25 protein-coding genes and 4 pseudogenes are annotated in these 25,847 nt (G+C 65.0%); 13 read left to right on the top strand and 16 right to left on the bottom strand.

What is annotated here, in order from left to right:
• Nucleotides 1–64 precede the first annotated feature (64 nt).
• The 8 genes and pseudogenes from AC50YA_RS17475 to AC50YA_RS17440 all read right to left on the bottom strand — a co-directional run.
• Nucleotides 65–397, bottom strand: coding sequence for an STAS domain-containing protein (locus tag AC50YA_RS17475; RefSeq protein WP_494983497.1), 333 nt, complete (start codon nt 395–397; stop codon nt 65–67).
• Nucleotides 387–607: pseudogene (locus tag AC50YA_RS17470) on the bottom strand (cellulose synthase); the annotation flags it as partial. The pseudogene AC50YA_RS17470 and the gene AC50YA_RS17475, both read right to left, overlap by 11 nt.
• A 79-nt stretch (nt 608–686) precedes the next feature.
• Nucleotides 687–1,895, bottom strand: coding sequence for a PP2C family protein-serine/threonine phosphatase (locus AC50YA_RS17465; RefSeq protein ID WP_494983496.1), 1,209 nt, complete (start codon nt 1,893–1,895; stop codon nt 687–689).
• A 482-nt stretch (nt 1,896–2,377) separates the two neighbouring features.
• A complete protein-coding gene (locus AC50YA_RS17460) occupies nt 2,378–3,544 on the bottom strand; it encodes a glycoside hydrolase family 26 protein (RefSeq protein WP_494983495.1) in 1,167 nt (388 codons plus the stop codon).
• A gap of 357 nt (nt 3,545–3,901) precedes the next feature.
• On the bottom strand, nt 3,902–4,063 hold the full coding sequence (locus AC50YA_RS17455) for a hypothetical protein (RefSeq protein WP_494983494.1): 162 nt from the start codon (nt 4,061–4,063) through the stop codon (nt 3,902–3,904).
• Nucleotides 4,064–5,172: 1,109 nt separating this feature from the next.
• Nucleotides 5,173–5,820: pseudogene (locus tag AC50YA_RS17450) on the bottom strand (FAD-binding oxidoreductase); the annotation flags it as partial.
• A 338-nt stretch (nt 5,821–6,158) separates the two neighbouring features.
• A complete protein-coding gene (locus AC50YA_RS17445) occupies nt 6,159–6,362 on the bottom strand; it encodes a hypothetical protein (protein ID WP_494983493.1) in 204 nt (67 codons plus the stop codon).
• A 115-nt stretch (nt 6,363–6,477) separates the two neighbouring features.
• Nucleotides 6,478–7,542: pseudogene (locus AC50YA_RS17440) on the bottom strand (MFS transporter); the annotation flags it as partial.
• A 287-nt stretch (nt 7,543–7,829) separates the two neighbouring features.
• Here AC50YA_RS17440 and AC50YA_RS17435 point away from each other — a divergent pair.
• The 3 genes from AC50YA_RS17435 to AC50YA_RS17425 all read left to right on the top strand — a co-directional run bounded on the left by AC50YA_RS17435 (nt 7,830) and on the right by AC50YA_RS17425 (nt 10,275).
• Nucleotides 7,830–8,120 carry a type II toxin-antitoxin system RelE/ParE family toxin gene (locus tag AC50YA_RS17435; protein WP_494983492.1) on the top strand — a complete coding sequence of 97 codons (291 nt, stop codon included), beginning with the start codon at nt 7,830–7,832 and terminating at the stop codon, nt 8,118–8,120.
• Between the two features lie 15 nt (nt 8,121–8,135).
• A complete protein-coding gene (locus tag AC50YA_RS17430; RefSeq protein WP_494983491.1) occupies nt 8,136–9,218 on the top strand; it encodes an ImmA/IrrE family metallo-endopeptidase in 1,083 nt (360 codons plus the stop codon).
• 241 nt (nt 9,219–9,459) lie between these two features.
• Entirely contained in the window at nt 9,460–10,275 is an 816-nt protein-coding gene (locus tag AC50YA_RS17425) for an MBL fold metallo-hydrolase (protein WP_494983490.1), read from the top strand.
• Between the two features lie 88 nt (nt 10,276–10,363).
• Here AC50YA_RS17425 and AC50YA_RS17420 read toward each other — a convergent pair whose 3' ends face one another.
• The gene (locus AC50YA_RS17420; RefSeq protein ID WP_494983489.1) at nt 10,364–10,621 is read right to left on the bottom strand and encodes a hypothetical protein; all 258 of its coding nucleotides are present in this window, start codon (nt 10,619–10,621) and stop codon (nt 10,364–10,366) included.
• Between the two features lie 113 nt (nt 10,622–10,734).
• Between AC50YA_RS17420 and AC50YA_RS17415 the strand changes: the two genes are divergently transcribed.
• The 3 genes from AC50YA_RS17415 (at nt 10,735) to AC50YA_RS17405 (ending at nt 12,770) form a co-directional block, all read left to right on the top strand.
• Complete coding sequence (locus AC50YA_RS17415) at nt 10,735–10,878, top strand: hypothetical protein (protein ID WP_494983488.1); 144 nt, start codon at nt 10,735–10,737, stop codon at nt 10,876–10,878.
• Nucleotides 10,879–10,986: 108 nt separating this feature from the next.
• Nucleotides 10,987–11,124 (top strand): hypothetical protein, encoded by a 138-nt coding sequence (locus AC50YA_RS17410; RefSeq protein WP_494983487.1) that lies wholly within the window; start codon nt 10,987–10,989, stop codon nt 11,122–11,124.
• Between the two features lie 215 nt (nt 11,125–11,339).
• Entirely contained in the window at nt 11,340–12,770 is a 1,431-nt protein-coding gene (locus AC50YA_RS17405; RefSeq protein ID WP_494983486.1) for a MinD/ParA family ATP-binding protein, read from the top strand.
• 291 nt (nt 12,771–13,061) lie between these two features.
• On the opposite strand, the gene AC50YA_RS17400 is transcribed toward AC50YA_RS17405, so the two are convergent.
• Nucleotides 13,062–13,814: an SDR family oxidoreductase gene (locus tag AC50YA_RS17400; RefSeq protein ID WP_494983485.1), complete on the bottom strand. Its 753-nt coding sequence runs from the start codon at nt 13,812–13,814 to the stop codon at nt 13,062–13,064.
• Nucleotides 13,815–13,971: 157 nt separating this feature from the next.
• On the opposite strand from AC50YA_RS17400, the gene AC50YA_RS17395 reads away from it, so the two are divergent.
• Both AC50YA_RS17395 and AC50YA_RS17390 read left to right on the top strand, forming a co-directional pair.
• Complete coding sequence (locus AC50YA_RS17395) at nt 13,972–14,178, top strand: hypothetical protein (RefSeq protein WP_494983484.1); 207 nt, start codon at nt 13,972–13,974, stop codon at nt 14,176–14,178.
• Between the two features lie 259 nt (nt 14,179–14,437).
• Nucleotides 14,438–14,773 carry a hypothetical protein gene (locus AC50YA_RS17390; RefSeq protein ID WP_494983483.1) on the top strand — a complete coding sequence of 112 codons (336 nt, stop codon included), beginning with the start codon at nt 14,438–14,440 and terminating at the stop codon, nt 14,771–14,773.
• 157 nt (nt 14,774–14,930) lie between these two features.
• Here AC50YA_RS17390 and AC50YA_RS17385 read toward each other — a convergent pair whose 3' ends face one another.
• A complete protein-coding gene (locus AC50YA_RS17385) occupies nt 14,931–15,272 on the bottom strand; it encodes a hypothetical protein (RefSeq protein WP_494983482.1) in 342 nt (113 codons plus the stop codon).
• Between the two features lie 121 nt (nt 15,273–15,393).
• Between AC50YA_RS17385 and AC50YA_RS17380 the strand changes: the two genes are divergently transcribed.
• Complete coding sequence (locus AC50YA_RS17380) at nt 15,394–16,611, top strand: MFS transporter (RefSeq protein ID WP_494983481.1); 1,218 nt, start codon at nt 15,394–15,396, stop codon at nt 16,609–16,611.
• Nucleotides 16,612–16,618: 7 nt separating this feature from the next.
• On the opposite strand, the gene AC50YA_RS17375 is transcribed toward AC50YA_RS17380, so the two are convergent.
• Both AC50YA_RS17375 and AC50YA_RS17370 read right to left on the bottom strand, forming a co-directional pair.
• Nucleotides 16,619–16,729, bottom strand: a complete 111-nt coding sequence (locus AC50YA_RS17375; RefSeq protein ID WP_494983500.1) for a ribbon-helix-helix protein, CopG family — start codon at nt 16,727–16,729, stop codon at nt 16,619–16,621.
• Nucleotides 16,730–16,842: 113 nt separating this feature from the next.
• Entirely contained in the window at nt 16,843–17,751 is a 909-nt protein-coding gene (locus AC50YA_RS17370; RefSeq protein WP_494983480.1) for a phosphatase PAP2 family protein, read from the bottom strand.
• Nucleotides 17,752–17,944: 193 nt separating this feature from the next.
• On the opposite strand from AC50YA_RS17370, the gene AC50YA_RS17365 reads away from it, so the two are divergent.
• The 4 genes from AC50YA_RS17365 to AC50YA_RS17350 are packed head-to-tail and all read left to right on the top strand — an operon-like array spanning nt 17,945 to nt 22,762.
• Nucleotides 17,945–19,366, top strand: a complete 1,422-nt coding sequence (locus tag AC50YA_RS17365) for an extracellular solute-binding protein (protein ID WP_494983479.1) — start codon at nt 17,945–17,947, stop codon at nt 19,364–19,366.
• A complete protein-coding gene (locus AC50YA_RS17360; RefSeq protein WP_494983478.1) occupies nt 19,363–20,319 on the top strand; it encodes a carbohydrate ABC transporter permease in 957 nt (318 codons plus the stop codon). The genes AC50YA_RS17365 and AC50YA_RS17360 overlap by 4 nt, the downstream gene beginning before the upstream one ends.
• Nucleotides 20,320–20,327: 8 nt before the next feature.
• The gene (locus tag AC50YA_RS17355; protein ID WP_494983477.1) at nt 20,328–21,209 is read left to right on the top strand and encodes a carbohydrate ABC transporter permease; all 882 of its coding nucleotides are present in this window, start codon (nt 20,328–20,330) and stop codon (nt 21,207–21,209) included.
• A gap of 26 nt (nt 21,210–21,235) precedes the next feature.
• Nucleotides 21,236–22,762 carry a glycoside hydrolase family 32 protein gene (locus tag AC50YA_RS17350; protein ID WP_494983476.1) on the top strand — a complete coding sequence of 509 codons (1,527 nt, stop codon included), beginning with the start codon at nt 21,236–21,238 and terminating at the stop codon, nt 22,760–22,762.
• Nucleotides 22,763–22,787: 25 nt separating this feature from the next.
• On the opposite strand, the gene AC50YA_RS17345 is transcribed toward AC50YA_RS17350, so the two are convergent.
• The 3 genes and pseudogenes from AC50YA_RS17345 to AC50YA_RS17335 all read right to left on the bottom strand — a co-directional run bounded on the left by AC50YA_RS17345 (nt 22,788) and on the right by AC50YA_RS17335 (nt 25,846).
• A complete protein-coding gene (locus AC50YA_RS17345; protein ID WP_494983475.1) occupies nt 22,788–23,876 on the bottom strand; it encodes a LacI family DNA-binding transcriptional regulator in 1,089 nt (362 codons plus the stop codon).
• Between the two features lie 148 nt (nt 23,877–24,024).
• Nucleotides 24,025–25,155, bottom strand: a pseudogene (locus AC50YA_RS17340) (MFS transporter); the annotation flags it as partial.
• 184 nt (nt 25,156–25,339) lie between these two features.
• Nucleotides 25,340–25,846 carry an SRPBCC family protein gene (locus AC50YA_RS17335; RefSeq protein WP_494983474.1) on the bottom strand — a complete coding sequence of 169 codons (507 nt, stop codon included), beginning with the start codon at nt 25,844–25,846 and terminating at the stop codon, nt 25,340–25,342.
• Between the last annotated feature and the right edge of the window lies 1 nt (nt 25,847).

The following is a 25,847-nucleotide window of genomic DNA, read 5'->3' as shown; positions in this document are numbered from 1 at the left end:
GTTGTGCACGGCTTCGATGGCTTCGTCTGCCGCAAGCCCGCGGAAGCTGCGTGACGCCAGGACCTCAGTCATTGCTGAACGCCTCTTCGGCAGTACCGTAGGCCGTGAGGACCTTGTCCATGCTGGTCAGCTGCAGGACCATCTTCACCTGCGGCTGGACCGCTGCGATCCGCAGGTCCCCTCCCGCCTGCCGCGCCGCCTTTAGGCAGCCGATGAGCGCCCCGAGGCCGGAGGAGTCCATAAACGCCGTGTTCTCCAGGTTCACCACGATCCGCTTGGATCCACCGGCAATGACGCCGGTAACAAACTCGCGCAGTCTTGCCGCGGAGACCATGTTCAGCCGCCCGTCCGCCTTGACCTCCGCATACGAGCCCTTGACCTCATAGCTAAACTCCAACGGGATTCCTCTCTGTAACTGCCGGATCTGCGGCCGGTTCATAACCCTTGTAAAGCACTGCCCGGACCAAGATGCTCATCACCACCAGATCGAAAATGACCCAGGCGACGTTCACCAGGGTGCCGAGCGGTTCGGCAGGCCGGCGGCCAGGCGGATAATTCCGATGACGGCGGCCACCGCCAGCAGCACCGATACAACGATCTGTGTGCCGTAAAGAGTGAACGTTTCCCGGTCCTGGCATTTTCTCCGGTGCCCTACCGCACCGACTGTTCTTGCCTGCGTTTAGAAGTCACCGCATCGAATGCTTGTCGGCGAGCTGGCTTGATTCTGATGACTGAGGGGAGCGTGCTGTTCTGCGGACGGCGAGGATGGTTACGTCATCGGGGTTGTTGGTTTCTGCGGCCAGCTTTTGCACGGCGTCGACGATGTCTGTTGCCGAGGTCGCTGCGGTGGCGAGCAGGGCGATTTCGTCGATGGCGGTGAGGGTTCCGTCGTATAGGTCTAGTACTCCGTCGCTGAAGCTAACGATCATGTCCCCGGGGTTGAGGTGAATTTCGAACGAGTGCCAGGTTGTGCCCGGGAGCAGCCCTACGGGCAGTTCCCGGGAGGCGAGCCTTTCCCAGGATTTGTCCGCACGGATAAGCAGAGTCAGGCCGTGGCCTGCGTCGGAGAACAGGATCCGCCCGTCCTCGGCACGGAGTCGGGCGTGGAAGAGGGTGGCGAAGGACGCGGCCTCACTTAACTCGGTGGTAAGGCAATCTGAGGTCAAGCTGAGGGCCGTGGCGGGGTCCTCGCTGTTTCTGGCGCTGCGGATGACGGCCCGCGTGGTGGCAGCGATCATTCCGGCCCCTGCACCTTTGCCCATCACGTCCCCAAGCGTGAACCCGAGGCCGCCGTCAATCTCATACCAGTCGAAGAAGTCTCCGCCCACAGCCTTGGACGGTATGCAGGCGCCGACGGTTTCATACCCGGGGAGCGGGGCAGCTTCTTTGGGCAGCAGATATCGCTGGATTTCCGCCGCGCGGCTGAGTTCCTCCGACGCGGCCGCTGCCTCTGCCCGGGCGGCGCTGAGGCGCCGGCGGGCTCTGGAGGCCAGTTCGTTGACGATAACTGCGGCCAGGACGAAAACGATCATGCTGTACAGGCCGCGGAGCAGCTCGTTGGGGTTCTCGTCGATGCCGGCGCCCAAGGCGAACGGAACCAGGATCGCCACGGCGCCGCCGAGGACGGCGTAGAGCACGTATCGGCGCCCTTCCATTGCTGAGAACCACAAAACGGGCAGAAGCACGAGGGATGCGTAAATGGAACGGCTTTCACCGGTCCCGTACCGAAGCAGGCCTGCGGCCAGGAAATCCGCGGCCGGAACAATGGTTGCGAAGCGCGCCAGGGACGGACGGGAAAGGACTGCCGACAGCAGGGTCGCTGCGGCTATCAGCAGGGCACCCGTGGCCAGCGCGGGCCAGCTGCTGACGGTCAGCGTCGAAATGGAACTGCTCATCACAGCCGCCGCAAAAAAGAGTGCGGCTATCGGGACCTGCTTGATAAGCGGAGAAATTTGATCAGGTCCCAGGCGTCGAACGCGCATGCTACGGCCAACGCGCTCCTCAGGGACGGAGCCCGGGCGCAGGGCAGCAAGGGACCGACGTCGTTCACGTTGCTGGGCTGCTGGTGGCATTGTGGCCTGATTGTTCATTTCATGGCATCCCTACGTTTTCACCACAGCAAGCGGTTTGACAAAACTAACACGGGGCCTGACTACCATGACAGATGATCACGTTGGCCGTAGTGGTCCCGGCGTCAGCCGTGACTGCGGCTTCTGCGCTACGCCCAGTGGTTTGCGCCGTTGGTCCGTTCATACCGCGGGACGTCCCCGGCCGCCCTTGCGCAGGGCGAGGCCGCGTCCGCTTTCGGCGAGGACAATATGTCAGGGTGTTGGCAGCGATGGGAGGGCCGCGCATGGCGCGGACCCTCCCATCGGTGTCAGTTCCTGGCTGCTAATGCCGCGGCGAAGGCGTTGGCCGAGGCGCCCGAGCTGTTGATCCGCCAGTCGACTTCCTTGTTGTGGTGGAACCAGACAAAGCCGGTGACGTCGGGCTGTGCCGCGAGGTAGGAGACCAGGGCGGTGTTCCAGTCGGCCTTGGATCCTCCGGCTTCGGCGGAGGCGGTCTCGGAGATGATGATCTTCTTGCCGGGGGCGAGGCTGCGCAGCGCGGTCAGGCCGTCACCGAACAGGGCTGAGGGCGAGGCCCAGGAGCTCCAGGACTGAGAGGTGCCCCAGTTGTAGCCGTCCAGGGACGTGATGTCGACGTAACCGGCGCCGGGGTAGAGCCCGGTCAGTGGGGTGGAGCCCCAGTAGGGAACGTTCGGGCTCCAGACCCACTGCACGTTGCTCGCGCCGGTTGCGGCCACCACGTCGTGGACGTGGCGCCAGGCAGCGACGTAGTCGCCGGCGCCGTTTCCGTTGGCTGCTTCGGCCCAGGGATACCAATTGCCATTCATTTCGTGAGCGAAGCGCAGCATGACGGGCTTGCCCCAGTTCTTCAGCGCGGTTCCCCACTGGGTGATGTAGGTGTCGAAGTCTCCGGCGGTGATGCGGTCAAGCGAGTAGGCGGGCTGGTTGGCCCCGTTTCCGCTCCAGAGCCATGGCTCCCAGGTGATAAGGCTGGTGGCGCCGCGGGCGTTGACGGCGTTCAGGTCCGCGATCGGGGCCGCTTGGCTGAAGTCCTTGTAGGACATGATGATGGACGGGTTTTCGTTGACCAAGGTGGCGACGGCATTGAGCTCACTGGCAGCCTGCGGGCCACCTGGCGTCGACACTCCGAACCGCAGCGGGTCCGAGCTAATGGGAGGCGTGGTTGCTGTGGTTTGGGTTTGTGCTGCCATTGTCATCGGGGTAGCGGCGCTCTGCGCTGTCGCGCTTTCGGAGCCGGCGCGCAGCGAGGCGGGGCTGTAGGTGACGGTGTAGGGGGCCGAGGCCGTGGCCTTGCGCGTCTTGGCCGTCACCGTGACCGCGGCTGACGCGGTCTGCGGGATTGTCACGGCCGCAGTGAAGGTGCCGTTGGCTTTGGTGGTGAACTCGACGCTGTTTGAACCGGCCGTGAGCGTCCCGGAGGATTGAGGACCGAAACCGGCACCATTTACTGTCACGGAGGCACCTGTCGGCCCGGCAGGGGCGCCAAGGGTAACCTCCGCCCGGCCTGCGGCTTCAGCAGGTACTGCCATGCCAAACAACACGGCCAGTGACAAGACAAGTCCTGTCACAGTAGATCTAGAAAAAATTTTCTTACGCACAAATACTCCCCAGCACTACGTGAAATCACCGCGCCCTACCGTAGGGCCGGCTTAGGCCGCACGCGGCGGCCATCGTCGAGGCCGGGCGGGAATTCGCGCCAGGCCAAATTATTAGGCGCTCCGGTTTCCCCGTTCATGCGTCCTCAGGACCGTGGGAAACGGATTCCGAGACAATTCTCTATGGAGGAACTGCGAACCAATAGCGTCCTGACCTCATCCTCGATAAACCCTGCGCAGATCCTGTGGTTGCGACCTGGAATCCTGCGATTGGGGATCCAACTGCGGCGTTGCCTCTTCGAGCAACTGCAGGAATTGTTCCTCGCTGTTCAGCGTCAGCTTCTCACCATCGAGAAAGAACGCGGCGTCCCCGGTCACGCCGAGAGCTTTTCCCTCAACGATCTCCGTACGGATCCGCTCCCTGGTCTACCAGTTGCCCAGTTTCATCTCTTTACATCAGCCGAGGGGAAACGGCCCGGACGTCGGCCGGCCGCGTTGTGGCGGACGATCGCGCAGTAAAGACTTCAACAACCAAGGACGGTTTACCCAAACCCGACCACCCTGGCAACGCATCAGTCTCAGTGGGGTGTACAGAAAGTTATCCCTGGGACAGACGATTACGGCAGGCTTTTGGAACAACATCCGGGACAGTCAGATTACGCGGAACTGTCAGTTTCCGAAGTCCTCTGCACGGAATGTTCAAAGTCGTCTGCACGATCTCACGGGTGGTCCCAGGGCGGGCCGTTTGGAGAACCTCAATGGGATTTGGCGAAGAGGTGCCGGGCCCCGAAACACTCCGTGACCAGTATCTGGCGCCTTGGACTGAGCGCTCTGGTCCTAGTCGCCGGAGATGAGGATGTTCTCGTGGATCGTCTTCCAACCGGATGCTTCCAGCTCTTTCGTGTCGTACCCGTCGGATACGGAGGAAGAACGATTCCTGGCTTGGTCCGCCAGTAGTGCTTACGGACCAGCTCGTCAATCACGGCCTCGACGCGTTCAGGCAACCGGCCTTTGCCCTGGCCTCCGCTGGAGTGTCCGGGGGCAACATCCGTCACCACACCGCTGCCCTCACGGTAGCGTTGGATGAGCAGATACACATGCCGCCTGGAGATACCCAGCTCCCGGGAAGCTTCGTCGACCGCCTGTTTACCGATGATGCTCAACCCCGCCAACGGCGCGATGACTTCAGCCCGCCGGCGTGCCAGTTCCCAGACCGCGTCCGAAATGGTCAGCAAACCGTGCCCACTGATCGGTATTGATTCCGGTTCCATGCCAGTCCCTACTCGTGCAGCGGACTTAATTACGGGCGACGCCGCGACCTCACGTACCGGGCCACGTCCAACGATCCTCTCCGTACCCGCAGGAAATCAAGGATTATCGGGTACGGACCGGCGGATTGTGCTGAGGTCTCCTGAAATTCCGTGCTGACCACTGTTGACAAAAACACTCGGTGAGCAGGACTTCGGACATTCGTGCACTCGCCTTCGGAAAATGACAATGCCTACGTGGACCATGTCAACGGGATGCAGCTGGTATTCAAGCGAAGTGACGACACCGAAGTTGCCGCCACCGCCCCTCAACGCCCAGAAGAGGTCCTCGTTCCGGTCTTCGTTGGCGGTCAGGAGCTTGCCGTCGGCCGTGACCACATCGGCCGAGAGCAGGTTGTCGCAGGACAGGCCGTGCTTGCGGGCGAGGTAGCCGATACCTCCCCCCAACGTCAGGCCGGCTATTCCGGTGGAGCCCACGATGCCGCCGGGGGTGGCCAGGCCGAAGGCGTGCGTGGCGTGGTTGAAGTCCGCCCAGGTGGTCCCGGCCTCGGCCCTCGCCGTGCCTGCTTCGGGGTCAACGCGGACTCAGGTCCGGTTCACGAAGTCGATCACGAGTGCGTCGTCCCAGGTACCGAAGCCCGGGGCGCTGTGGCCGCAGCCCCGGATGGCCAATGGCATGGAGTTGTCCCGTGCGAAGTTCACGGCGGCGATGACGTCTGCCACCTGCGCCACGCGGACGACGCCGGCGGGCCTCTTGTCGATCATGCCGTTGTAGACTGCCCGGGCAGATTCATAATCCGGATCTTCGGGAGTGATGAGCTGTCCGCGAAGCTGTTCACGCAGTGCGTCGAGTGCCGTTCCATTCATTTCGCTTGCCACCAGTTCGATCTTGAGACCGGACGATGACCGTCATTACCGTTCCCAGCGGGCATGGCGACTAACGATTACGTCGTAAGAATTCACCTACGGAGTACCCGTGTCAAGGGGCTTCTGCGCTAGTCTCGCGTGTTGACGAAACGGGATGGCTGGCTGATGCCTCCGCCGAGGTCGTAGTTGCGGAGGTAGTACAGGCCTCGGGGGGAGCCCAGGCGCCGCGCCACCAACGTGCGCGACAGCAGCCCAACGATCATCGACCCGGCGACAGGTCACCGGTCAGCGCTTCCCAACGAAGTCTGGATGAACCCGCACACCTTTCGTGTGCTGCGCTACTTGTCCGCATCCCCGGTGTGGCGTGACTGCTCCCGGATCTCCGCTTCCTCTTCGTATTCGCGCAGGTCGTTGGCCTGGTCCGCGGCATCACCGTGCCACTCTTCGCCGCTGATTTGGTGCTTGAACTCCTGGGTGGGCTGCTCCTCCTCGAGGGCCTCGACTTCCTCGTCCAACTTCTTCTGCCCGGATTCATCGCTCATGACGTCGACTCTGTTCTCTTGGGTGAACCTGCTGCGGGCACCAAAACTGCCCCTAAGCCACCAGCTTAGGTTTGGCAACCGGGACTGCATACTGCCATCCGGGCGGCGGCCGCACTTAACTCCCGATCGATGGCGTGGCCGGCACTTCGGGGCGCTTCTCCAACCGTTCGCTGGGCACGGTGACCATGATGGCGATGATGGCAACCACCACCATGAACAGGTTGAACAGGATGCCGATCGCGCCGCCGAAGCGCAGGCCCACGTTCTCCTGGTTGCCGATGAACAGGCCCCAGGACTGGATGGTGGCCGGGTCCATGGCCTGGGCGGCGACGTAGAGGTCCGCGGAGACGGCCACGCCGAACGCGTTGCCCAGGGAGGAAGCCATCTTGTAGATCCCGGCAGCGGCCCCTGCCTCGTCGTCGGGCACGTTGGAGAGTGCGGCGTCCGTGGACGGCGTCGCGTAGAAGCCCAGGCCGATGCCGAACAGGGTGAAGCCGATGACGGCCAGGACAATGTATTGCCCGATCAGGGTGAACGTCATGGACGTCAGCAGGATCCCGACGCCGGCGATCGCGCTGCCCCAGATCATGGGCCGCTTCGGCCCGAAGCGCTGGAGCAGTTTCTCCCCGACGCGGATGGTGGCCAGGATCGCCACCAGGTAGCCCAGGGTCAGCAGGCCCGACTGCAGCGAGGTCATGCCCGCGGCGACCTGGACCAGGCCCAGGGACACGATCAGGGTGCCGGCCGCGCCGTTGAGCAGGAAGTTGGACAGGGTGGCGCCCGCGAAGGTGGAGTTGCGGAACAGTTTCAGGTTCAGGACGGGGTTGTGCCGGCTGGTTTCGATTCCGAAGAACACCAGGGTGGCCACCACCGCGGCGGCGATGAGCCCGATCCCGGTCCAGCTGAGCCAGCCGATCAGCGGGCCCTGCGAGATGTAGACGTTCAGTGCCACGAGCGCAACGATGAGGCTCACCATGCCGCCCCAGTCGAACGTGCCGCCGGATTTCGTGGCGGACTTGGACTCAGGAGTGCCGCGCAGCAGGAACAGCGCCACCACCGACAGCACGATCGAGATCCAGAAGATGGACCGCCAGCCCAGGAACGACGTCGCCATCAGCCCGCCGAAGAGGGCGCAGAAGCCCGAGCCGCCCCACGAGCCGATGGACCAGAAGGACAGCGCCCGCTGGCGGTCCGGCGTTCTCCGGGGTCAGGGCGATCAGGAGCGAGCCCGTGCTCCTCGAGGCTGAGCTCGGGATGCCGGTGCAGTTCGGTGTACATGTCCCGGACCCAGCCGAGTTCTGCCTCAAGGCCCGCCAAAACTGTGCTGCCCATGCGCATCGCTCTCCGTCCGGAGTCCGGCGCCTGGGCTGGCCCGGCACTACTGGCAAGGCCTAGCCTAGACCCGGCCTGCGTGCGGAAATATTGTAGTCTTACTACGTGTTACCTATTGGGTAACGATCGATGGCAATGAAGGTTCAGTCATCCAACAAGAAACTCGCGAAGGCTGCGGCCAGTGCGGCAGAAGCCAGGCGACTATACGGGGCGGATGTGGGGAAGGCTCTTGGGCTTCGCATCAATCAGCTGAAGAGCGCAAGGCTGATCACCGACCTGACGACCTCCACCGGCAAGTGGGGTCCCAAGAAGCACAACCTAAAGGGGATGTACGCCGCGCACGTAACCCCAAACTATCGGCTATTGGTTAAGTTCAACGACGACGAAACCGTTGCCGACCTGATTCACATCATTGACTACCACTGAGAGGGGGTGTCCGCTATGACTGAAATCATCGAAATCGAGACTGATTACGCTGTCCCGGCTGGCGAGTACATCCAGGAGTGGCTCGAGGAAAACAACTGGTCCCAGGCGCGTCTCGCCCGGGCGGTGGGGGTGAGTCCCAAGCACATCAGCAAGCTGATTGCGGGCGCTCGCCTCACACACGAAGTGGCCCTCCAGCTCGAGCTTGTGACTGGAATTGCTTCCCGGATCTGGATGGCGTACGAAAACACTTATAGGGAGGACGTTGCCCGGCTGGCACTGCAGCACACGTTGGAAGAGCACGTGGAAATTGCACGCGCATTTCCGCTTAAGGACATGAGGGCGCGGGGACTCATTACGGGCAACCTGCGCAGGCCTGGCGAGGTCCTCATGGAGCTTATGGCTTTCTTCCGAGTCGGGAGCTTGGATGGGTTGAACGCCCGCACCCAGCCTGTACCGGCGTTTCGCCAGGCACTGGCGCATCCCGTCGATGCAGGCGCGGTACAAGTGTGGTTGCGCCTCATCGAGATGGAGCTGGAACGGTCCGAACCGCTGGACGTGAAATTCGATCGCGATATGCTCGCTGCGGTACTACCGGAAATTCGAAAGCTATCCGTTGACTACCCGGAGGACTTCGGGGCAAGGCTAGTCCACTTGATGTCTTCCGCCGGTGTCCGGTTGCTCTACATCAACGACGTGCCCGGTGCTCGGGTGCATGGATGTACGCAGTGGTTTGCCGGCACTCCTGTCGTCACTCTCAGCACTAGGGGGAAGGACGATGGCAAGTTCTGGTTCACGCTCTTCCATGAGATTGGACATATCCTTCACCACGAGGGGAATCAGATGTTCATCCACGCTGACTCCGGCAAACGCACGCCGCTTGAGGACGAAGCCGATGTGTTTTCGAGCGACACTCTCATTCCACCCGAATTTCTCCCAGAACTCCTGACCCTCAATTCCAAGGTCAAGGTTCGTGCGTTCGCGCGTAAGATCGGCACCTGTCCTGGCGTTGTAGTCGGAAGAATGCATCGTGAAGGCGTTTGGGACTTCAGCGTCGGGCAGGAATTGTTCCGAAAGCTTGAAATCAGGGACGATGACTGACGACGTTTAGGAAGAGAAGCATCTCCTGCACGCCTCAGCGTCAGGCGGCTTCCCCTGGATGCTCAGCGCACCGCACCGTCGCAATCAGGTGCCCACCGCCGTCGGCCGTCTCTTACTGGGTCACGTGGTTGGTGATCTTGCCGCATGGGGCCGCGTCCCCGCGTCCCGGGAACTCCAAGGCCCCGTGGGTAGAATCGAGGCCAAGAAGAACGCAGTCGCTTTCCGGAGGTACGGAGAAACAATGTCAGAATGGCTCGACGTCGGCGCGGACAACTACGTGCTGGTCACCGAAGGATCACTGCTGAACACCGGCCTGATTGTGGGCTCCGAGCGGGCTATGGTGATCGATACCGGCTGCGGGCCGCGGCAGGGGCGCGAGATCCTGGATGCGGTGCGGGAGAAGACCTCTTTGCCGTTGGTGGTGGTGAACACCCACGCACACTACGACCACTTCTTCGGCAACGCCGTGTTCGCGTCCGACGGCGCCACGGAGTTCTGGGCACACGAAAACTGCGCCCGGGAGATCGACGACCACGGGGACCTGCAGCGCCGGTTCGTAGGAACCCTGGAGCCGGAGATGTCCACCGGCGAGGGTGAGAACGTGGAACTGGTGGTGCCCAACGCCATCGTCAAGGACCAGCCCGTGCTGGTGGACCTGGGCGGAATCACGGTTACGCTCTTCTACCTGGGCCGCGGCCATACCGACGGCGACCTCCTGGTGGGCACCGCCACCACCCTGTTCGTGGGCGACCTCGTGGAGCAGGGCGCGCACCCATCCTTCGAGGACTCCTACCCGGAGGAATGGGCCGACTCCCTGCGCCACATCTCCGCCCTGCGCCACCGCTACGAGTTCCTGATCCCCGGCCACGGCCAGCCCTGCAGCGACCAGTTCGTCAAGACCATGGCCAACACCATGACCACCGCGGTCCGCCAGGCCCAGCAGTCCATCCGCGAAACCCCCACCGACGCCACCAAAGCCATCCCCGTGCTGCCCTACGGCCCAGAGCAGTCACGCTGGTTCATCAAGCGCCTGCAGGAGACGCGGCCGCTGCACTAAGTTTTGGAAACGCGGGAACGGTCCTGATTGTAGGAGAAGCGTTTGACTCGCTAATGCTCAGTGGGCCGCGGTAGCCCGAGGCTCTGCATTATTCAGAACACGTTCTGAATAATGGAGGTATGTCCACCCCCACCATTTCACGCACCGCCCAATCCTCCGAACTATCCCGCAATTCGGCGAACGTCTTCAAAGCGGCCGAGGAAGGGCCCGTCAGGATCACCCGCTCCTGTTCGATCGCGGCGATCGCCTCAAGGTCCGCAGGACCGGCGGGACGCACGACGGCGACCGTCCCGGCGTCGTGCGTTACGTCCTTTTTGGGGAGATCGGCAAACCCGTTGAAGTCCATCTGGACAGTCAACCGCATCGGTCGGCACAGATGGTGAACGCCGAGTTGTAGAGCAGCTGTCATATTCAGCGTGACTTGATCAAACCTTGAGGGTGTGTTCATAGCCTCGGGGGATGGGTAAGTATGGGGGCACACAGTACGCGCGCGACTCCCGGAGCGAGCTCCGCCGTCGCAGGTTTCAGGCAATTTCCTACGTTTCGCTGGCCGTGCTGGCAGTGGCCACGGCCGCAGTGGTGGTGCTCGCGCTCAACCGGTGACGGATGGCTGCGGATAGGCGCCAGTGACGTGACTTGTCAATAGACGTGACATGCCGATAGCGTGACCTCTGATCGCATGGGGGATCACTCTAACGTTCGGAGACCGTTGTGGCTCTCATTGACTATGTCCTGGCGCTGTGCGCACTGTTGGGCACACTGCTGATTCCTTTCTATGCGACGTACCACGTGCTGCGCCGGAAGCGACGCGCAGTGCGGGTGACCGCCACGAGGAGTAACCGCAGCTAGCCATGCCCTATATCGATATCAACCCGCATAAGGGCCGTCCCAAATGGCAGGCCTACGCCATACTTGCCGTACTTCTGGTCCTGACCGCCGCCGTCGTCATGGCCGCACTCACCCGCGGCTGAGCTCGCAATTCCGCCCCAGCGCCTAGACTTACTGATTGAATCAGTCCGTAAAGTGCCGCAGAACCTTGTGCCGAAAGTCCTGGGGGGACAGACATGCCCGATCCGGCGGATCAGAACGCACGCCCCATCGCAGAAGATGCAGGGCTACCGCAACCGCCCCGGCGACGCCGTGACCTCCGTCGCGCCGACAGCGCGCTGCAGGATGCCCAGACAGGAACCATGCCAGCAGTAACGCCAGATCTTCCGAACACCCCCGACGCCGGCACCCCCGACGCCGGCACCCCCGTGCCGCGCCGCAGTTCCTGGGCGGAGGCAGCCGCCGCCGCCGACCAGGCCAGCCCCGCACCATCGGCTCCCATCACCTCCGTCCCGGCGCCCACCCGCCGGCCCGCCAGGCCGCCGGTCACCGCGCAGCCGCAGGTGGCACCGCAGGCCGGGCAGCCGGCCGCGCCGGACGCAGGCACCCCCGCAGTGGCGTACGACGGCGCCGAAGCCGCGCCGCCGTCGTCGTACGTTCCTGACGAACCACCGGAGCCGGCACCGGCGTTCCGGCGCATCCGCCCCACCGCGGCGGACGTCATCGCCGACAGCCCCATGCCCGACTTCATCAGCTCCCCGGGCCTGTTTGTGCGCGAACAGAAACCGCGGCCGGTGGGCGGCGTCCGCGGCGCCCTTTACGCAATGACCGGCGGGGCCTGGAACCTGGGGCCCAGCGCCAAGCAGCGCGAGGAAGACGAACTGGGCCGCCGCATCTCCCGCCAGCTGCAGGGCAGCTACAACACCGCGGTGCTGAGCCTCAAGGGCGGCATCGGCAAGACTTCCACCACGGTGGGCGTGGGCCTGACGCTGGCCGAATTCCGCGGCGACCCGCCCTGCGCCATCGACGCCAACCCGGACTCCGGGGACCTCGTGGAGCGCGCGCTGGGCGAGGGGATCTACCAGCAGGCCAGCCCGCGCACCATCACGGACCTGCTGGCCAATATCGAAGGTGTTGACTCCCTCACCGCGCTGGCCCGGTTCATGCACCACGCCGGCCGGCTGCACCTGATCGCGGGGGAGCAGGACCCGGAAGTCTCGGACTCGCTCACGGCCGCCGAGTACCTGCGGATCCGCAAGCTCATCTCCAACTACTACTCCGTGGCCCTGACCGACTGCGGCACCGGCGTGACGCACAATGCCATGAGCGGGATCCTGCAGTCGGCGGACAACATCATCATCGCCGCCGGGTATGCGGTGAGCGGGGCCAAGCGTGCCCGCAGCACCCTGCACTGGCTGGCGAGCCACGGCTACGAGGACCTGGCCCGGAACGCGATTGTGGTCATCACGGACAAGGATGAGGTCTCCTCCCGCGTGGACAAGGACGCCATCGAGGAACACCTCGCCGGGATCTGCCGCCAGCTCATCGCCGTCCCGCACGACAGGGGCGTGGCCGACGGCGACCTGGTCACCCTGGACGTGCTGAAGCCGGAGACGCGGCGGGCGTACAAGGAAATCGCGGCGTCGATCGTGGACGGGTACCGGTAGCTTCGTCCTTCCCCCCTCCCCTCCCCCAACTAGGTAGCGCTATGTGTCGTTTTGAGCCCTCAAAACGACACATAGCGCTACCTACTTTTGGGGTGGTTTGAATCTTGAGTCATCGCACCTGGCCATCTTTGGCTGATCCTGAGCATCAGTCACTAGCGTCAGCCCATCAGCTATGAAAGGTGCGTCAACGATGACCATTCTTGAATACCTCACAGGCCTGGCAATCATCCTCGGGTCCCTTATCGGCATCATGGGGCTCGCTGCGACGGTCATGCGGCACAGGCTGCACCACTAGTCGACTGGAAGGCTGGTTTCCAGCCACTCGTGAAACGTCTGGCGGCCGACGGCGGAGCCGGCCGACGGGACCAGGTCACCGCGGCGCATGGCCTGACCCATGGCGCCGGGTGCCGCGACCTTCACGACCAGCTTGCGCTGCCCGGATTTACGCAAGTATTCGCGGACCAGATCCGCGAGCTGCTCCCGACGGGGCCCGCCAAGGTCAGCGACCCGTCCGCGGGGTCCCTGCTCTGCTGCGTCCACTAGCGCCTCAGCCACTTCCCGCGCAGCGACCGGCTGAGTGATCATCTGTGGAACCAGGACCACCGGACCAATCGAGGCGGCGTTGATGGCCATAGGCACAAACTCGTGGAATTGAGTGGACCGCAGGATGGTCCATGGCACGTCTCCACTCCGGACTGCAGCTTCCTGCGCCAGCTTCCCGGCGTAAAGTCCCGAAGCGGCCTGATCGATGCCCACGATAGAGAGCGCCACATGATGCCGTACCTGGGCTGTCTTCTCCGCGGCGAGCAGGTTCCGGGTGGCGGCGGTGAAAAAGTCCACGGCCATCCTGGTGGAAATCGTCTGGATTCCGGAGACATCAATAACAGTGTCCACACCGAGCAGGGCTTCGTGCAGCCCGCGGCCCGTGAACAGGTCCACGCCTTCCGATCGGGTCAGGCTTGTCACCCGATGTCCGCGGTCCCTGGCAACAGAGACGACATGTTGGCCAACGGCCCCGGTACCTCCTGGAACGGCAATATGCATGCTCAGATTCTATGGCCGGACCGGCGTCCCATCTGCAGCGGCTCGTATCGGACGTAAACGGGCTGCACAACTGGGCCTTCTGCAAGTGGTCAGTGGCATTGAAGACGAGTAGCCAATACTGGTGTGCTTGGCCGCTGCTCCTCTCTAGTCTCGGACCATGGAGCGAGGTACGTACAGAAGAGTGCGGCGGCGCGGACGGGCACGGCCTACCGGACGAGAGATCCAGGAACTCGTCACGCTGATCGGTGACCTGGACCCCGCGGGTGTCGCCCGGAAGGTTGCCGTGATTGCGCCCTTCTCCGGATTCGGCCTGCTGCGTGAGTCGCTGCGGAAGGTCCTGCACAGGGGATCCAGCATTCGCTGAAAGCCGGTGTTTCGACATGCTGAACCACTGGATCCGTCGGAAGCGCTGGTCCGAGTGTGTTCGTTATATCGAACAATTGGCGCAATGCCTGAAATGTTCGAGTTATTGAACATTCCTCGCGCAAGGCCCGACATAAAAGAAGCCAAATGTTGCGCACATCACATTCGTTGCCTACTCTGAATGAGGCTGCAGAGGCGCGGCCATTGGCCGCAGTGTCGCGGCCTAACCGGCTGCAGCGTCGCAGCCACGCAAGGAAGGCATGATTATCTTGTCCGAAAAGCTCAGCATTCTTGTCCGTGTAGATCTCGACCACGCGAAGGCCCAGGTTCTCGCCAAAGGCCACGTCACCGTGCACAGCATCCAGGCCCTCTACGTTGTGGTGAAACGCGCCAACGCTTTGAAGCACAATCTGGACTTGGAATTGGACGTGCGGAACGCCCGCGTTGATCCCGAAGCCCTGCGGCAGCTTCAGGCCTGCTCCGAGACGCATCACCTGCCCGCGCGGATTGACCCGCAGCAGACCCACTGCACACTGAGCATCCTCCCGCCCCGCCGCGCCACCGCCAAAGCCGCCGAGTTCAGCCACGCAGCCTGACCCAAACCGGCGGCACACCCCGCGACAACCCGCGCGTACTGCGCGAACCGGCAGCTAATGACCTCAAGTCCCGGATTTGGCGTCATCAGCTGCCGGTTCGCGCGGGAAGTGGGGCCTAACTGTCCGTTCGCGCTTAGTGGAGGGCCGCCGTCGGGGGTTATCCGACGGCGGGAAGCCCGCCGGCCAGCTCCGCCGCCGCGGCAAGTGCCCAGCGGTCGCTCTCCGGCGTGAAGAAGACCACCGTGGATGCGTCGGCTTCGCGGGCCTCGTCGAGGGCGAACAGCAGGGCGTCCTCCAGATGTTGCGCGTGCTCCAGCCGTTCGGGGAGCGTGCCCGGAAGGTCGCCGTCGTCAATGACGACGTGGGCCTTGCCGTCCACGATGACCTTCAGCGCAAAACCCTGGTCCTCATGAAGGGACCCCCGGGTGGACGCGATTTCCGTGACTTTGTCGGCCCGGACCAGACCGTTGTTGATGGTGCGGATCCACACTTCACTCATGAGACCTCCTTGGCTGTGAGGGGCAGGCGGGAGCGCCCCACAAGGCAAACGTTAGTCCTCGCGGGGCCGCTTGTGACCCCCTGAAAGCTGAGGAATTTCCGGCGGGCATAAGATAAATCTGATGACTTCGCCGGGAACCCCACAGCCGTTCAACTTCCGAAGCATCGCCCTACCAGCGTTCGGGCCGGCGCTGCTGTTCTGCATCGGCGAAGGCGCGGTCCTTCCGGTGGTGGTCCTCTCCGCCCGCGACCTCGGTGCGTCGGTGGCAGTGTCCGCTCTGATCGTCACCCTGATCGGACTCGGCTCGTGGTTCTTCAACCTTCCCGCGTCCCTCATCACACTCAAGTTCGGCGAACGCTGGTCCATCGTCGGCGCCGCCGCGGTCGGCGCCCTGGCGCTCGCGGCCGCCGCACTGTCCTCCCTGATCCCCAACGGACTGTGGCTGTTGGCAGTGGCGATGGTCGTCGTCGGAATGGCCGCAAGTGTCTTCAGCCTGGCGCGGCAGAAGTACCTCACCGAGGCGGTGCCCGTCCAGTTCCGGGCGCGGGCGTTGTCGACGCTGGGCGGGGTCAGCCGGATCGGCGTTTTTGTGGGGCCCTTCATTGGTGCCGGCGTGATGCAGTTCGCCGGGATCGCCGGAGCATACTGGGTGGGAGTGGTGGGCATGGCCGCGGCCGCGGTTTTGGCGGTCACCATCCCGGACCTGGTGGTCCCGCCAGCGCCCGACGGCGGCCACAAGGGTCCGGAGCCGACGCTGCGGAATGTGGCGGTATCGCATGCCCGTGTGTTCCTGACGCTGGGTGTGGGGGTCCTGCTGCTCAGCGCGCTGCGCGCGTCCCGGCAGGTGGTCATCCCGCTGTGGGCGGACCACCTCGGTATGGATCCGGCCCAGGCATCAGTGATCTACGGTCTGTCCGGCGCGATCGACATGCTGGTGTTTTACCCGGCCGGCAAGGTGATGGACCGCCGAGGCAGGCTGTTCGTGGCCATCCCGTCCACCATCATCATGGGCATCGCAATGCTGCTGATTCCGCTGACTGCTTCGTTTGCCGGACTGTTGCTGGCGTCACTGCTGATCGGGTTTGGCAATGGCATCAGCTCGGGCCTGATCATGACGCTCGGCGCCGACTTCTCGCCCGACCGCGGCCGCGGCCAGTTCCTGGGGCTCTGGCGGTTTATCGCGGATGCAGGATCCACCGGCGGGCCAGTCCTGCTCTCCGGAGTGACGGCGCTTTTTACTCTGGGCGCGGGTGTCTCGGCGACAGGCTTCCTGGGGTTCGCGGCGGCCGGTGTGTTCGCGGTTGTTCTTCCGCGGCTGAAGCACCGGCGGAATTACTAACTTTGAATCAGGAGGCCTTGGCGAGATATTCGGCCAGGGCATCTCGAATGATCGCCGAGGGATTCCGGTGTTCCTTTTGTGCCTGTTCCACGAGCCTTGCGTCCATGTCCACGGGCAGCCTGAGGGAACGGGACGGCGATGTTCCTTTGGCGCTGAGTGAGGGTTTGCCGACGGCGCGTCTGATTGCGGCGCGCAGGTGACTTCGGCGGTCAAAACAGGCGGCTGGCGGCCTCAGCGCGTTGGTGCGTCCCGCCGTCGTGCGGCGTATGCAAACAGCGCCGTGGTGGCCACGGTGGCCAGGTACCCGGCGATCACGATGAGCGAGATTCCGGCCCAGAAGTAGTTCGTGGTGCTGTCCTCCTGGAGCGGCCCCGGGGCGATCCTGGCCAACGAATAAACGGCAACCCCCGCCGACGCGAGCCCGATCACTACCGGCAGCGTAAGCCAGATTTTCGCCGAGCCCACGTGCGTGCCGAAGCCGTCCCATACGTTGCACGCGGCGCCATTGCGCATGATCAGCCAGCCGGCGGGGATCATAAACGCACCCACCAGGAGGAAGGCAGCGACGACGTCGGCCGGGCGGTGCCACTGGTTGATCAGCGTGGACACTCCGGAAGCGATCGCGAACGTGCCGCCCACAAAACCTGCCAGCGGACGCCACCGCGGCGAAGCCATCAGGAACACCGCCGCCGCAGCGGACGCCGCCAGGGTGGTATGCCCGGACGGCAGCGAGTTCAGCTCCAGCGTCACCACACCCTTGTCCGGGCGCGCGGGCAGCACTTCCTTCAGGACCTGCGTGGCGATATTCGCGCCGATGCACGCCGTGACTGCAATGCCGGCAGCCGACCAGCGCCGGCGGATCACCGTGACAAACAGAACCACGACGGCGGCCACCACCAGTGAGATGGTGGGCAGCCAGTCCAGGAACTCGGTGGCTGCCTTACCCGCGGGTCCATGGATGTCCACGGCCTCAACCAGCGCGGATTCATCGATGAACTGGCCCGTGGTGGTCTGGACGAAGTAGTAGTAGGTGGCGATCAGACCGACGACGCAGGCGAGCCAGGCGAACGCGAACATAAAGCCGGAGCCCGGGGTGGGGCGGGCAGGGGTCCGCGGTTGTGCCTGGCGTGGAAGAGTCATCGGTTAAGGGTGTCACAGAAAACTGGGAGGACTCGCACGGTTGTTTGGTGGCCCGGGCTGACTGAATTGCGTAACTTTTGGGCGTGCACCGAGGGCGGCCCAGCGAGCGCGCCAGAACCGCCAGAATGTGACGCTTGACACGTGTTAGGCCCGCGATCTAAGCTACCTCACACGTGTTAGGAAGGAATTTGTTATGACCGGTGCCACAACTGGCCGCCTGCGTGAAATCTCGCGCCGGACCGCCCTGGGTGCCTTGGGAGCAGGAATTGTGGGAGCAACGGTGGCATCGTGGCCCCGGCTCTCCGGAACCGACATTCCCGGGCGGGGCGACAACAGCCTCAGCATTGCCATCATGGGGACAGCCGCCGATGCCGCCGCGCGCCAGCGCGCCATCGACGCGTTCACCCGACTCCACCCGGACATCCGGGTCAAGGTCCAGGCCATCCAGGCCGTGGACTGGAAAGACTTCTTCACCAAGATCCTCACCATGGTGGCCGCGGGAACCCCGCCCGACGTCGTCTACGTTGCCACCGAGGGCGCGCAGCTCTTCGCGGACAAGCTGGCCCACCCGCTGGACGAATATCTGCGCCGCGACGCCGCCGACATGGCCGAGTTCTTCGCCGACGTCCACCCCAGCCTGGTGGAGGCCTTTATGTACAAGGGCAGCCTCTTCCAACTCCCCATGGACTGGAACGCCGCCAACATGTACTACAACACCACCGCCTTCGCGCAGGCAGGGCTGGAACGCCCGGCGGACGACTGGACCAACGTGGACTTCCGCAACAACCTCGCCGCGATGCGCAAGGCCCGGCCGTCCGGCTTCACCCCGTACTACTGGACCAACCGGCTCTTCGGCGGCGTGGTGCCTTGGCTTTACGCCAACGACACCAGCTTCCTGAAGGAGACCCGGTCCGCCGGCGGAGACTGGCTCTGGGACTCCTTCTACGCCAACGATCCCTCCCGCGGCCTGCGCTCCGGCGGCTACCAGTGGCTGGAACCGAACGCCGACGACCCGCGCGTGTTCGAGACCTTCGACTACCTCCGCGGCCTGGTCAAGGACGGTCTCGGCGTCCGGCCCGAAGAAGGCGGCGGCAGTTCCCTCGTGGGGCTCTTCGCCTCCAACCGGATCGGCACCACCCCGGCCGGCGGCTACTGGGTCCAGGGCCTGCACGAGGCCGGCATGAAGGAGAACGACTACGACGTCCAGTTCTTCCCGCGCTGGAAGACCCAGCGGCACCAGTTCGGCACGGCCGGCTACGCCATCATGAAAACCGCCAAGGACAAGGACGCCGCCTGGGAATGGATCAAGTTCAGTGCCAGCCGCGAAGCCATGGAACTGATTTTCCCCAACCCAATCACCACCCCGGCCCGCCGCTCCATGGTCAACGAAGCGCTGTACGCGGGGAAAGGCCCCGCACACTGGAAGGTCTTCTACGACACGCTGGACAAGTACCCCACCACCGGCCCCATCCCGGCGCCGCCCCAGCAGGCCGCCGTCGAAACGGCCCTGATGAAAAACGTCTCGCTGGCCGTCAGCGGCGATGAGCGCCAGCTCAAGCAGGCCCTCGAGTCCATGCAGCGCGATCTTGAACTGGCCCTGAGGAGGCAGTCATGAGCACCACCACCCCTCGCCGGGAGCGGCCGAAGCAGGCCGTCAAACCCGCAACGCCCGCCACTGCCCAGACCGCGTCCGGCCGGCACAGCCAGCGCTGGCTTGCCTGGATCTTCCTGGCCCCCACCATCCTGGGCATGGGCCTGTTCACCCTGGTGCCCATCGCGGCGTCGGTGGTCCTGGCGTTCTTCCGCTGGGACATCATCTCCGCCCCGACGTTCGTGGGCTTCGATAACTTCGCCGAAGTGGTCCAGGACCCCACGGTCCGGGTGTCCTTCCTGAACACCATCGTGTTTGTGATTGTGGCGGTCTCCTTCCAGCTCGGCCTCGCACTGGCGCTCGCCGTGATGGTGCAGGAGAAGATGCCGTCCTGGCTGCGGACCTTCTTCCGCTCGGCGTTCTTCTTCCCCCTGATCCTCTCCGCCGCCTCCGTGTCCATCTTTATGCGGTACCTCTTCAATGAGCAGTTCGGCGTGGTCAACTGGTTCCTCTCCCTCGCCGGCATCCCCGCGGTCCCGTGGCTGACCACCCCCGGCGGGTCCGCCGCCGTCGTGATCCTTGTCTACGTGTGGCAGAACTTCGGGTTCTCCTTCCTGCTGTTCATCGGCGGGCTGGCTTCGATCCCCATGGAAACTTACGAGGCGGCCTCGCTGGACGGCGCCACCGGCTGGCGCAAACACGTCTACGTCACCGTGCCGCTGCTGAGCCCCACCACCCTGCTGGCATCCGTGATGGCCATCATCAGTGCGCTCCAGGTGTTCGATCAGCCGTACGTCCTGACCCGCGGCGGGCCCGGGGACTCCACCCGCACCGCCGTGATGGTGATCTTCGAATCCGCGTTCCAGCGCCTCGAATTCGGTGAGGCCTCGGCCATCGGCGTGATCCTGACCCTGATCATCATGGCCATCACCGCCGCGCAGTTCCGGCTCAGCAAACGATTCGTCTTCTACCAGTAAGGCCAGCCATGACTACCACTACAGAGCGTGTATCCACCCGCACCCCTGCCGTGCCTGCCCGGTCCCGGCGGAAGCCGAACTGGAACCTGGTCCTCCGCATTGTCCTGCTGATGATCGCGGCCGTCCTGACCCTGGGCCCGGTGATGTGGACCCTGTCCACCTCGCTGCGGTCGCCATCGGAATCGTTCAAGCTGCCGCCGTCGTTCTTCCCCTGGAATCCGGACTTCACGTCCTACACGCAGGTCTTCCGGCAGCTGGACATCGTCCTCCTGGTGCTGAACAGCGCCCTGGTCACCGGGCTCATCGCCGTGGGCCAGATGGTGACCGCCGCGATGGCCGGCTACGCTTTCGCGAACCTGAAGTTCCGCGGCCGCGGGGCCCTGTTCTCGATCGTGCTGGCCACCATGATGGTGCCGGTGCAGGTGACCATCGTGCCCGTGTTTATGCTGATCCGCGGCATGGGGCTTTCGGACACGCTGCTGGCACTGATCCTGCCGGCCATCCCGACGGCGTTCGGCACCTTCCTGATGCGGCAGTACTTCATGGGACTGCCCACCGACCTCGCGGAGGCTGCGTCGATCGACGGCGCCACACCCTGGCGGACCTTCCGCTCGGTTTATGCCCCGCTGGCTGTTCCGGGGATGGCGATCGTGGGCATCCTCGCCTTCAATTTCCACTGGAACGAGTTTTTCCGTCCGCTCATCATGACCATCTCGGAACAGAACTTCACCCTGCCGCTGGGCCTCGTCTCCCTCCAGGGCAACCTGGGCACCGGCAGCATCTCCGTAGTGCTGGCCGGCGTGGTCCTGTCCATGATCCCCGCCCTGGTGGTCTTCATCTTCGGCCAGCGCGCGCTGCAGGACGGCCTCACCGCCGGCAGCGGCAAATAACCCTTACTTCTGAGAGGCTTACTTCCATGTCATCCCCGGACCTCGCCGCCGACGACTTCGCCCGCCTGGCCGCCGCCCACCCCGACGCCGCGTTCCCGCACTTCCACCCCCGCCCCGCGCTGGGCTGGATCAACGACCCCAACGGCATCAGCCACCTCAACGGCCGCTACCACGTCTTCTTCCAGTACAACCCCGAGTCCGCCCGCCACCACAGAATCGCGTGGGGCCACCTCAGCTCCGCGGACCTGGTGCGCTGGGAGGAACACCCCGTGGCGCTCCGTCCCCAGGGCGGCGGGCCGGACGAGTACGGCTGCTGGACTGGTGTGGTGACGGACGACGGCGGCGTCCCCACCGCCGCGTACTCCGGCGTCCGCGGTGACGGCGGCCATTCCCAGGTGGTCATCTCCCGCGGTTCCGCGGACCTCGTTTCGTGGACCCAGGACGGGCACGTCGCGGCGTCCATGCCGGCCGACCCCCTGGTCACGGCGGTCCGCGACCCGTTCATCTTCCGCTTCAACGGCAAGCGCTACGCCATGCAGGGCGCCGGGCTGGCCTCCGGCCACGCCGCGCTCCTGCTGTACACGGTGGAGGACCTGTCCGACTGGAAGTACGAGGGCATCTGGCTCACGTCCGAGAACCCGATCGCTGCTGCCCAGACGCCGGCCGAGATCTGGGAGTGCCCGCAGCTGGTGCGGGTGCCGTCCGTTTCTTCCCTTGAATCCCGGTCCGGGGACGACGCGTGGGTCATTATGCTTTCCCTATGGCTCTCCGGCGATGACCACGAGCACGCCAACGGGGTAGGCCACCTCATCGGCTCCCTGACCGAGGACCCCTCCACTGGCCTGCCGGTCTTCTCCCCGGAGACCGGCGGAAAGTCTGACCTGGGCCGGGACTTCTACGCGCCGCAGATCGTGCAGCTCGCGGACGCCGCATCCGCTGCCGGCGCTGGCGGTGCTGCTGCTTCTTCCTCTGTTCTCGCTGCTCTCCCGGAGCCCAAAGCGCTGCTGTGGGGCTGGGCCAATGAAGGACCGGGGCGGGATGGCCGCCGGGGCCGCAGCGAGACCGAGATCGACGCCGCGGGCTGGGCCGGTGTGCTCACCCATCCGCGTCTGCTGTCCGTGGTGGACGGTTCACTGGCCGTGGCACCCGCGCCGGAGGTGGATGCCTACCGTGGCACGCAACTGGCGTCGCAGGTTGCCGGGAGCGTTGAGCTGCCGCCGTATGCCGAGGCCGTTGTGAGCGGTGGGGTCGTTGTGAACGGTGGGCCGGCGGCGCTGGCCGCGGGCGCCGTCGTCGAACTTTCCCTGGTGGCGGACGGTCTAGCGGACGCTGGAGCTGACTCCCCGGCGGACGGCGGGCAAGTCGTCTTCAGCGGGGCGCTGGCTGCGGGGGAGGAGCTTCGCGTTTTTGTGGATGCGTCGCTCGTGGAGGTGTACCGGAGCGGTTCGGTGGCCACCACGCTGCGCGCCTATCCGGCGCCCGGCGAACGGTGGGTGCTGCGGCTTCCCGACGGCGCGGCCGCGGACGTGTGGCAGCTGGAACAGCCTCAGTAGCGCCGCGCTGTTCGCCTGGCCGCAGTCAGGCCCGGCCGGCGGGGACCTGGCCCGTTGACTCGCGCACCACGAGCCGGCACCGGACCAGCGTCTGGCTGGGGACGCCGCCGCTGCCGCCGTCGCCGTCGTCGTCGCCGTCGTTATCTTCCGGTTCCTCCGACAATTCCCGGAGGAGCCCGGTCATGGCGGCGGCGCCCATCTCCCGCAGCGGGAGGGCCATGGTGGTGAGCGCCGGAACCATGGTGGATGCGATGCGGAATTCGTCGTCGTATCCCATGATGGAGAGGTCCTGCGGGATGGCCAGGCCCAGCCGGTTGGCCGCGAGCACCACGCCGATAGCCAGGCGGTCGTTCGCGCACACGATCGCGGTGGGCCGTTCCGGCGCAGCCACACCGTCCAGGAGCTTCATGGCGCCGTGGAATCCGGCGTCGATGTCCCAGCCCACCTGGAGGATCCTGCCCGGCCGCACCGGCAAACCGGCGGCCTCAAAAGCGTCCCGGTGGCCCTGGATCCGGCGCGGGGCGGCGGGCGTGACGCTGTCGCCGGCGAGGAACGCGATGTCACGGTGGCCCAGTTCCAGCAGGTGCGTTGCCGCCTCCCGGCCGCCGCGGACCTCGTCCGGAATGACAGCGGGAACGCCTGCTTCGGGACGGTCATCGAAGCAGTTGGCCAGCACCGACGGCACGCGCAGCATGTTGAGCGGGACGTGCAGGGGGCGCAGGCCCACGGTGACGTACATCAGCCCGTCCACCTGGCGGTCCAGCAGCGTGGCCACGGCACTTTCGTCACGGGCCTCGTCCAGCTCCGTATCCATCACCACGGTGACAAAACCCTGGGACCTGGCCACGGCGTCCGCGCCGGCGATGATATTTCCGTCGAACGGGCTGGTGACCACCTGGTCCGAGACGATCCCGATGATCCGTGACCGCCGGTTCCGCAGGCTCACGGCGATGGCGTTGGGTGTGTAGTTCAGCGTGGCCGCCGCTTCACGGATCCGGGCCTGGCTTTCCTTGGCCACGTTCCCGTCGCCGCGCCCGTTCAGGACCAGCGACACCGCGCTGCGGGACACACCGGCGAGCTTGGCGACGTCCAGTGCTGTGGCTTTGTGGTTCATTCTGTACTTACCTCCGGCGTGCGGTATTTTCCTGCAGTCTACCTAACGCGTGTGAGGTGTGCCCGGACCTTTCTGGGGCGGCGCCGTCCTCCCCAACTAGGTAGCGCTATCTGTCGTTTTGGGGCCTCAAAACGACTGTTGGCGCTACCTACTTGGCCCGCGGGGCGTTCGGGAGGCGCGGGACGCTGGCCGCCGCGACCAGCAGTGCCAGGGCCCCGAGGCCAAGCGGCAGGGCAGTGAGGGTGGCGATGCCGCCCACCAGCAGCGGCCCGCCGGCGTCACCGAGTTCACGTCCGAGCTCCGCCGATCCCATGGTCCGGCCCATCCGCTCCGGCGGAGTGGTATCGGCCAGATGCGCGAAGCCGAGCGGCGTGGCCAGGCCAACGCCGGCACCAATGGCTGCCGCGGCAATGAACACCGTGACCGGACCCGGGATCAGGGCGAGGAGTGCGACGCCCGCGGCAGTAACGAGGAGTCCCGCCGTCGTCCCGCGGTTATCGCTGATGCGGTGGGCGTCGCGCAGCCTGCCGATCCAGGGCTGGGTGAGCACGGACGTGATGGCCAGGACACTGACCGCGGCCGTGCCGGCAACCGGGCCAAGGCCGTGCCGGGTGGCCAGGGCGGGAATGAATCCGATCGCCGCGCCGAGCGCTCCCGTCGAGGCCGCCAGCACCAACGTCGGAACCAGGAAGCGCCGCTCAGCGACCTGCCGGGCAAGATTGAGAACTGTGTACCGCTGCCGGGGGAGTGGCGCCAGATGGGGGACGGACACCAGTACCCACACGGCGGTGGCCACTGCCAGGACCGAGAGGGCCCCGAACAGCAGGGCAAACCCGCCCGCGAGGATCAGGCCCGCCCCCAGCAGCGGTCCGATGACGTAGCCCAGGCTCTTCCACGAACCGTACCGGCCGAAGTAGGTCCCGGCCTTCTTGCCTCCCGCCAGCCGGGCAACCATCGCGGACGACGCCGGCGAAAAAGCCGAAGCCGCGGCGCCCTGCCCCAGTCGCGCCAGTCCAAGCATCAGGGGATCCGCCGCCCAGAGCCCGATCAATGACAGCACCGCGAAGGCCAGAAGGCCGCCGACGACGACGGGCTTGGTTCCGATCCGGTCGCTCAGCGCGCCGAAAACGGGCTTGAGGAAGACTTCGGAAACGTCATAGAGAGCGAGCAGGATGCCCAGGTTAAGCAGCGTCAGGCCGATGTTCTCGCTCTGTGCGCCGAGTCCCGCCGCGATGCTGTGGGCACCGAAAGCGGTGACGAAGCCAGCCGCATATAGGGGGGGCGGTAGATGCCCGGGCGTTCACCGTCTGTGCCGGGGCGTTCACGCGCGCACTTCGCGACGGGGCGCCTGCTTTAGGGAAATCACGCCGCAAAGCGTAACAACAGCCCAACTGAGTAGCGCAAAGTGTCGTTATGGGCGCTGAAAACGACAGTTGGCGCTACTCAGTTGGGCCGGAGGAAGCTTAGGTGAGGGACGCCGCCAGCTCCTCGATGATCTCGAACTGCTCGCGCACGCCGCCTTCCATGCCGGTCTGCGCAATCATGTCCCGGACTTCCTTGCTGCCCGCATCGGTGCGGATCCGCACGGTGGTGCCGCCGCCGTCGGCCTCGTTAAACGTGACCGTATTGAGCACAGCCCCCTCCTCGCTGTCCGGCGCCGTGCCCGGCATCTCCAGCACCTCCGTGTGGACGATCCGCTCGTTCGGCACAATCTCGCGGTAGGTCCCGTGGAAGGCGATCTGGAATTCGCCGTGCGCCAGCATCACGTAACGCCACGCGCCGCCGACGCGGAAGTCCATGGCCGCCAGTGTCATGTCGCCCCGCCGGCCCGGCCACCATTTCTTGACGAGTTCGGGAGTGGTCCAGGCCCGGTAGACGAGGTGCCGGGGTGCGTTGAGGGTCCGCGTGATGAGGATTTCCGTGTCGCTGGGGAACGTCACGTCCACGGTGCTGCTGCTCGCCTGTGCCATT

The organism is Pseudarthrobacter sp. RHLT3-21 (genome assembly GCF_059383495.1).
Note: the sequence above shows the minus strand (reverse complement) of the source record. Positions and strands in the feature narration are given on the sequence as shown.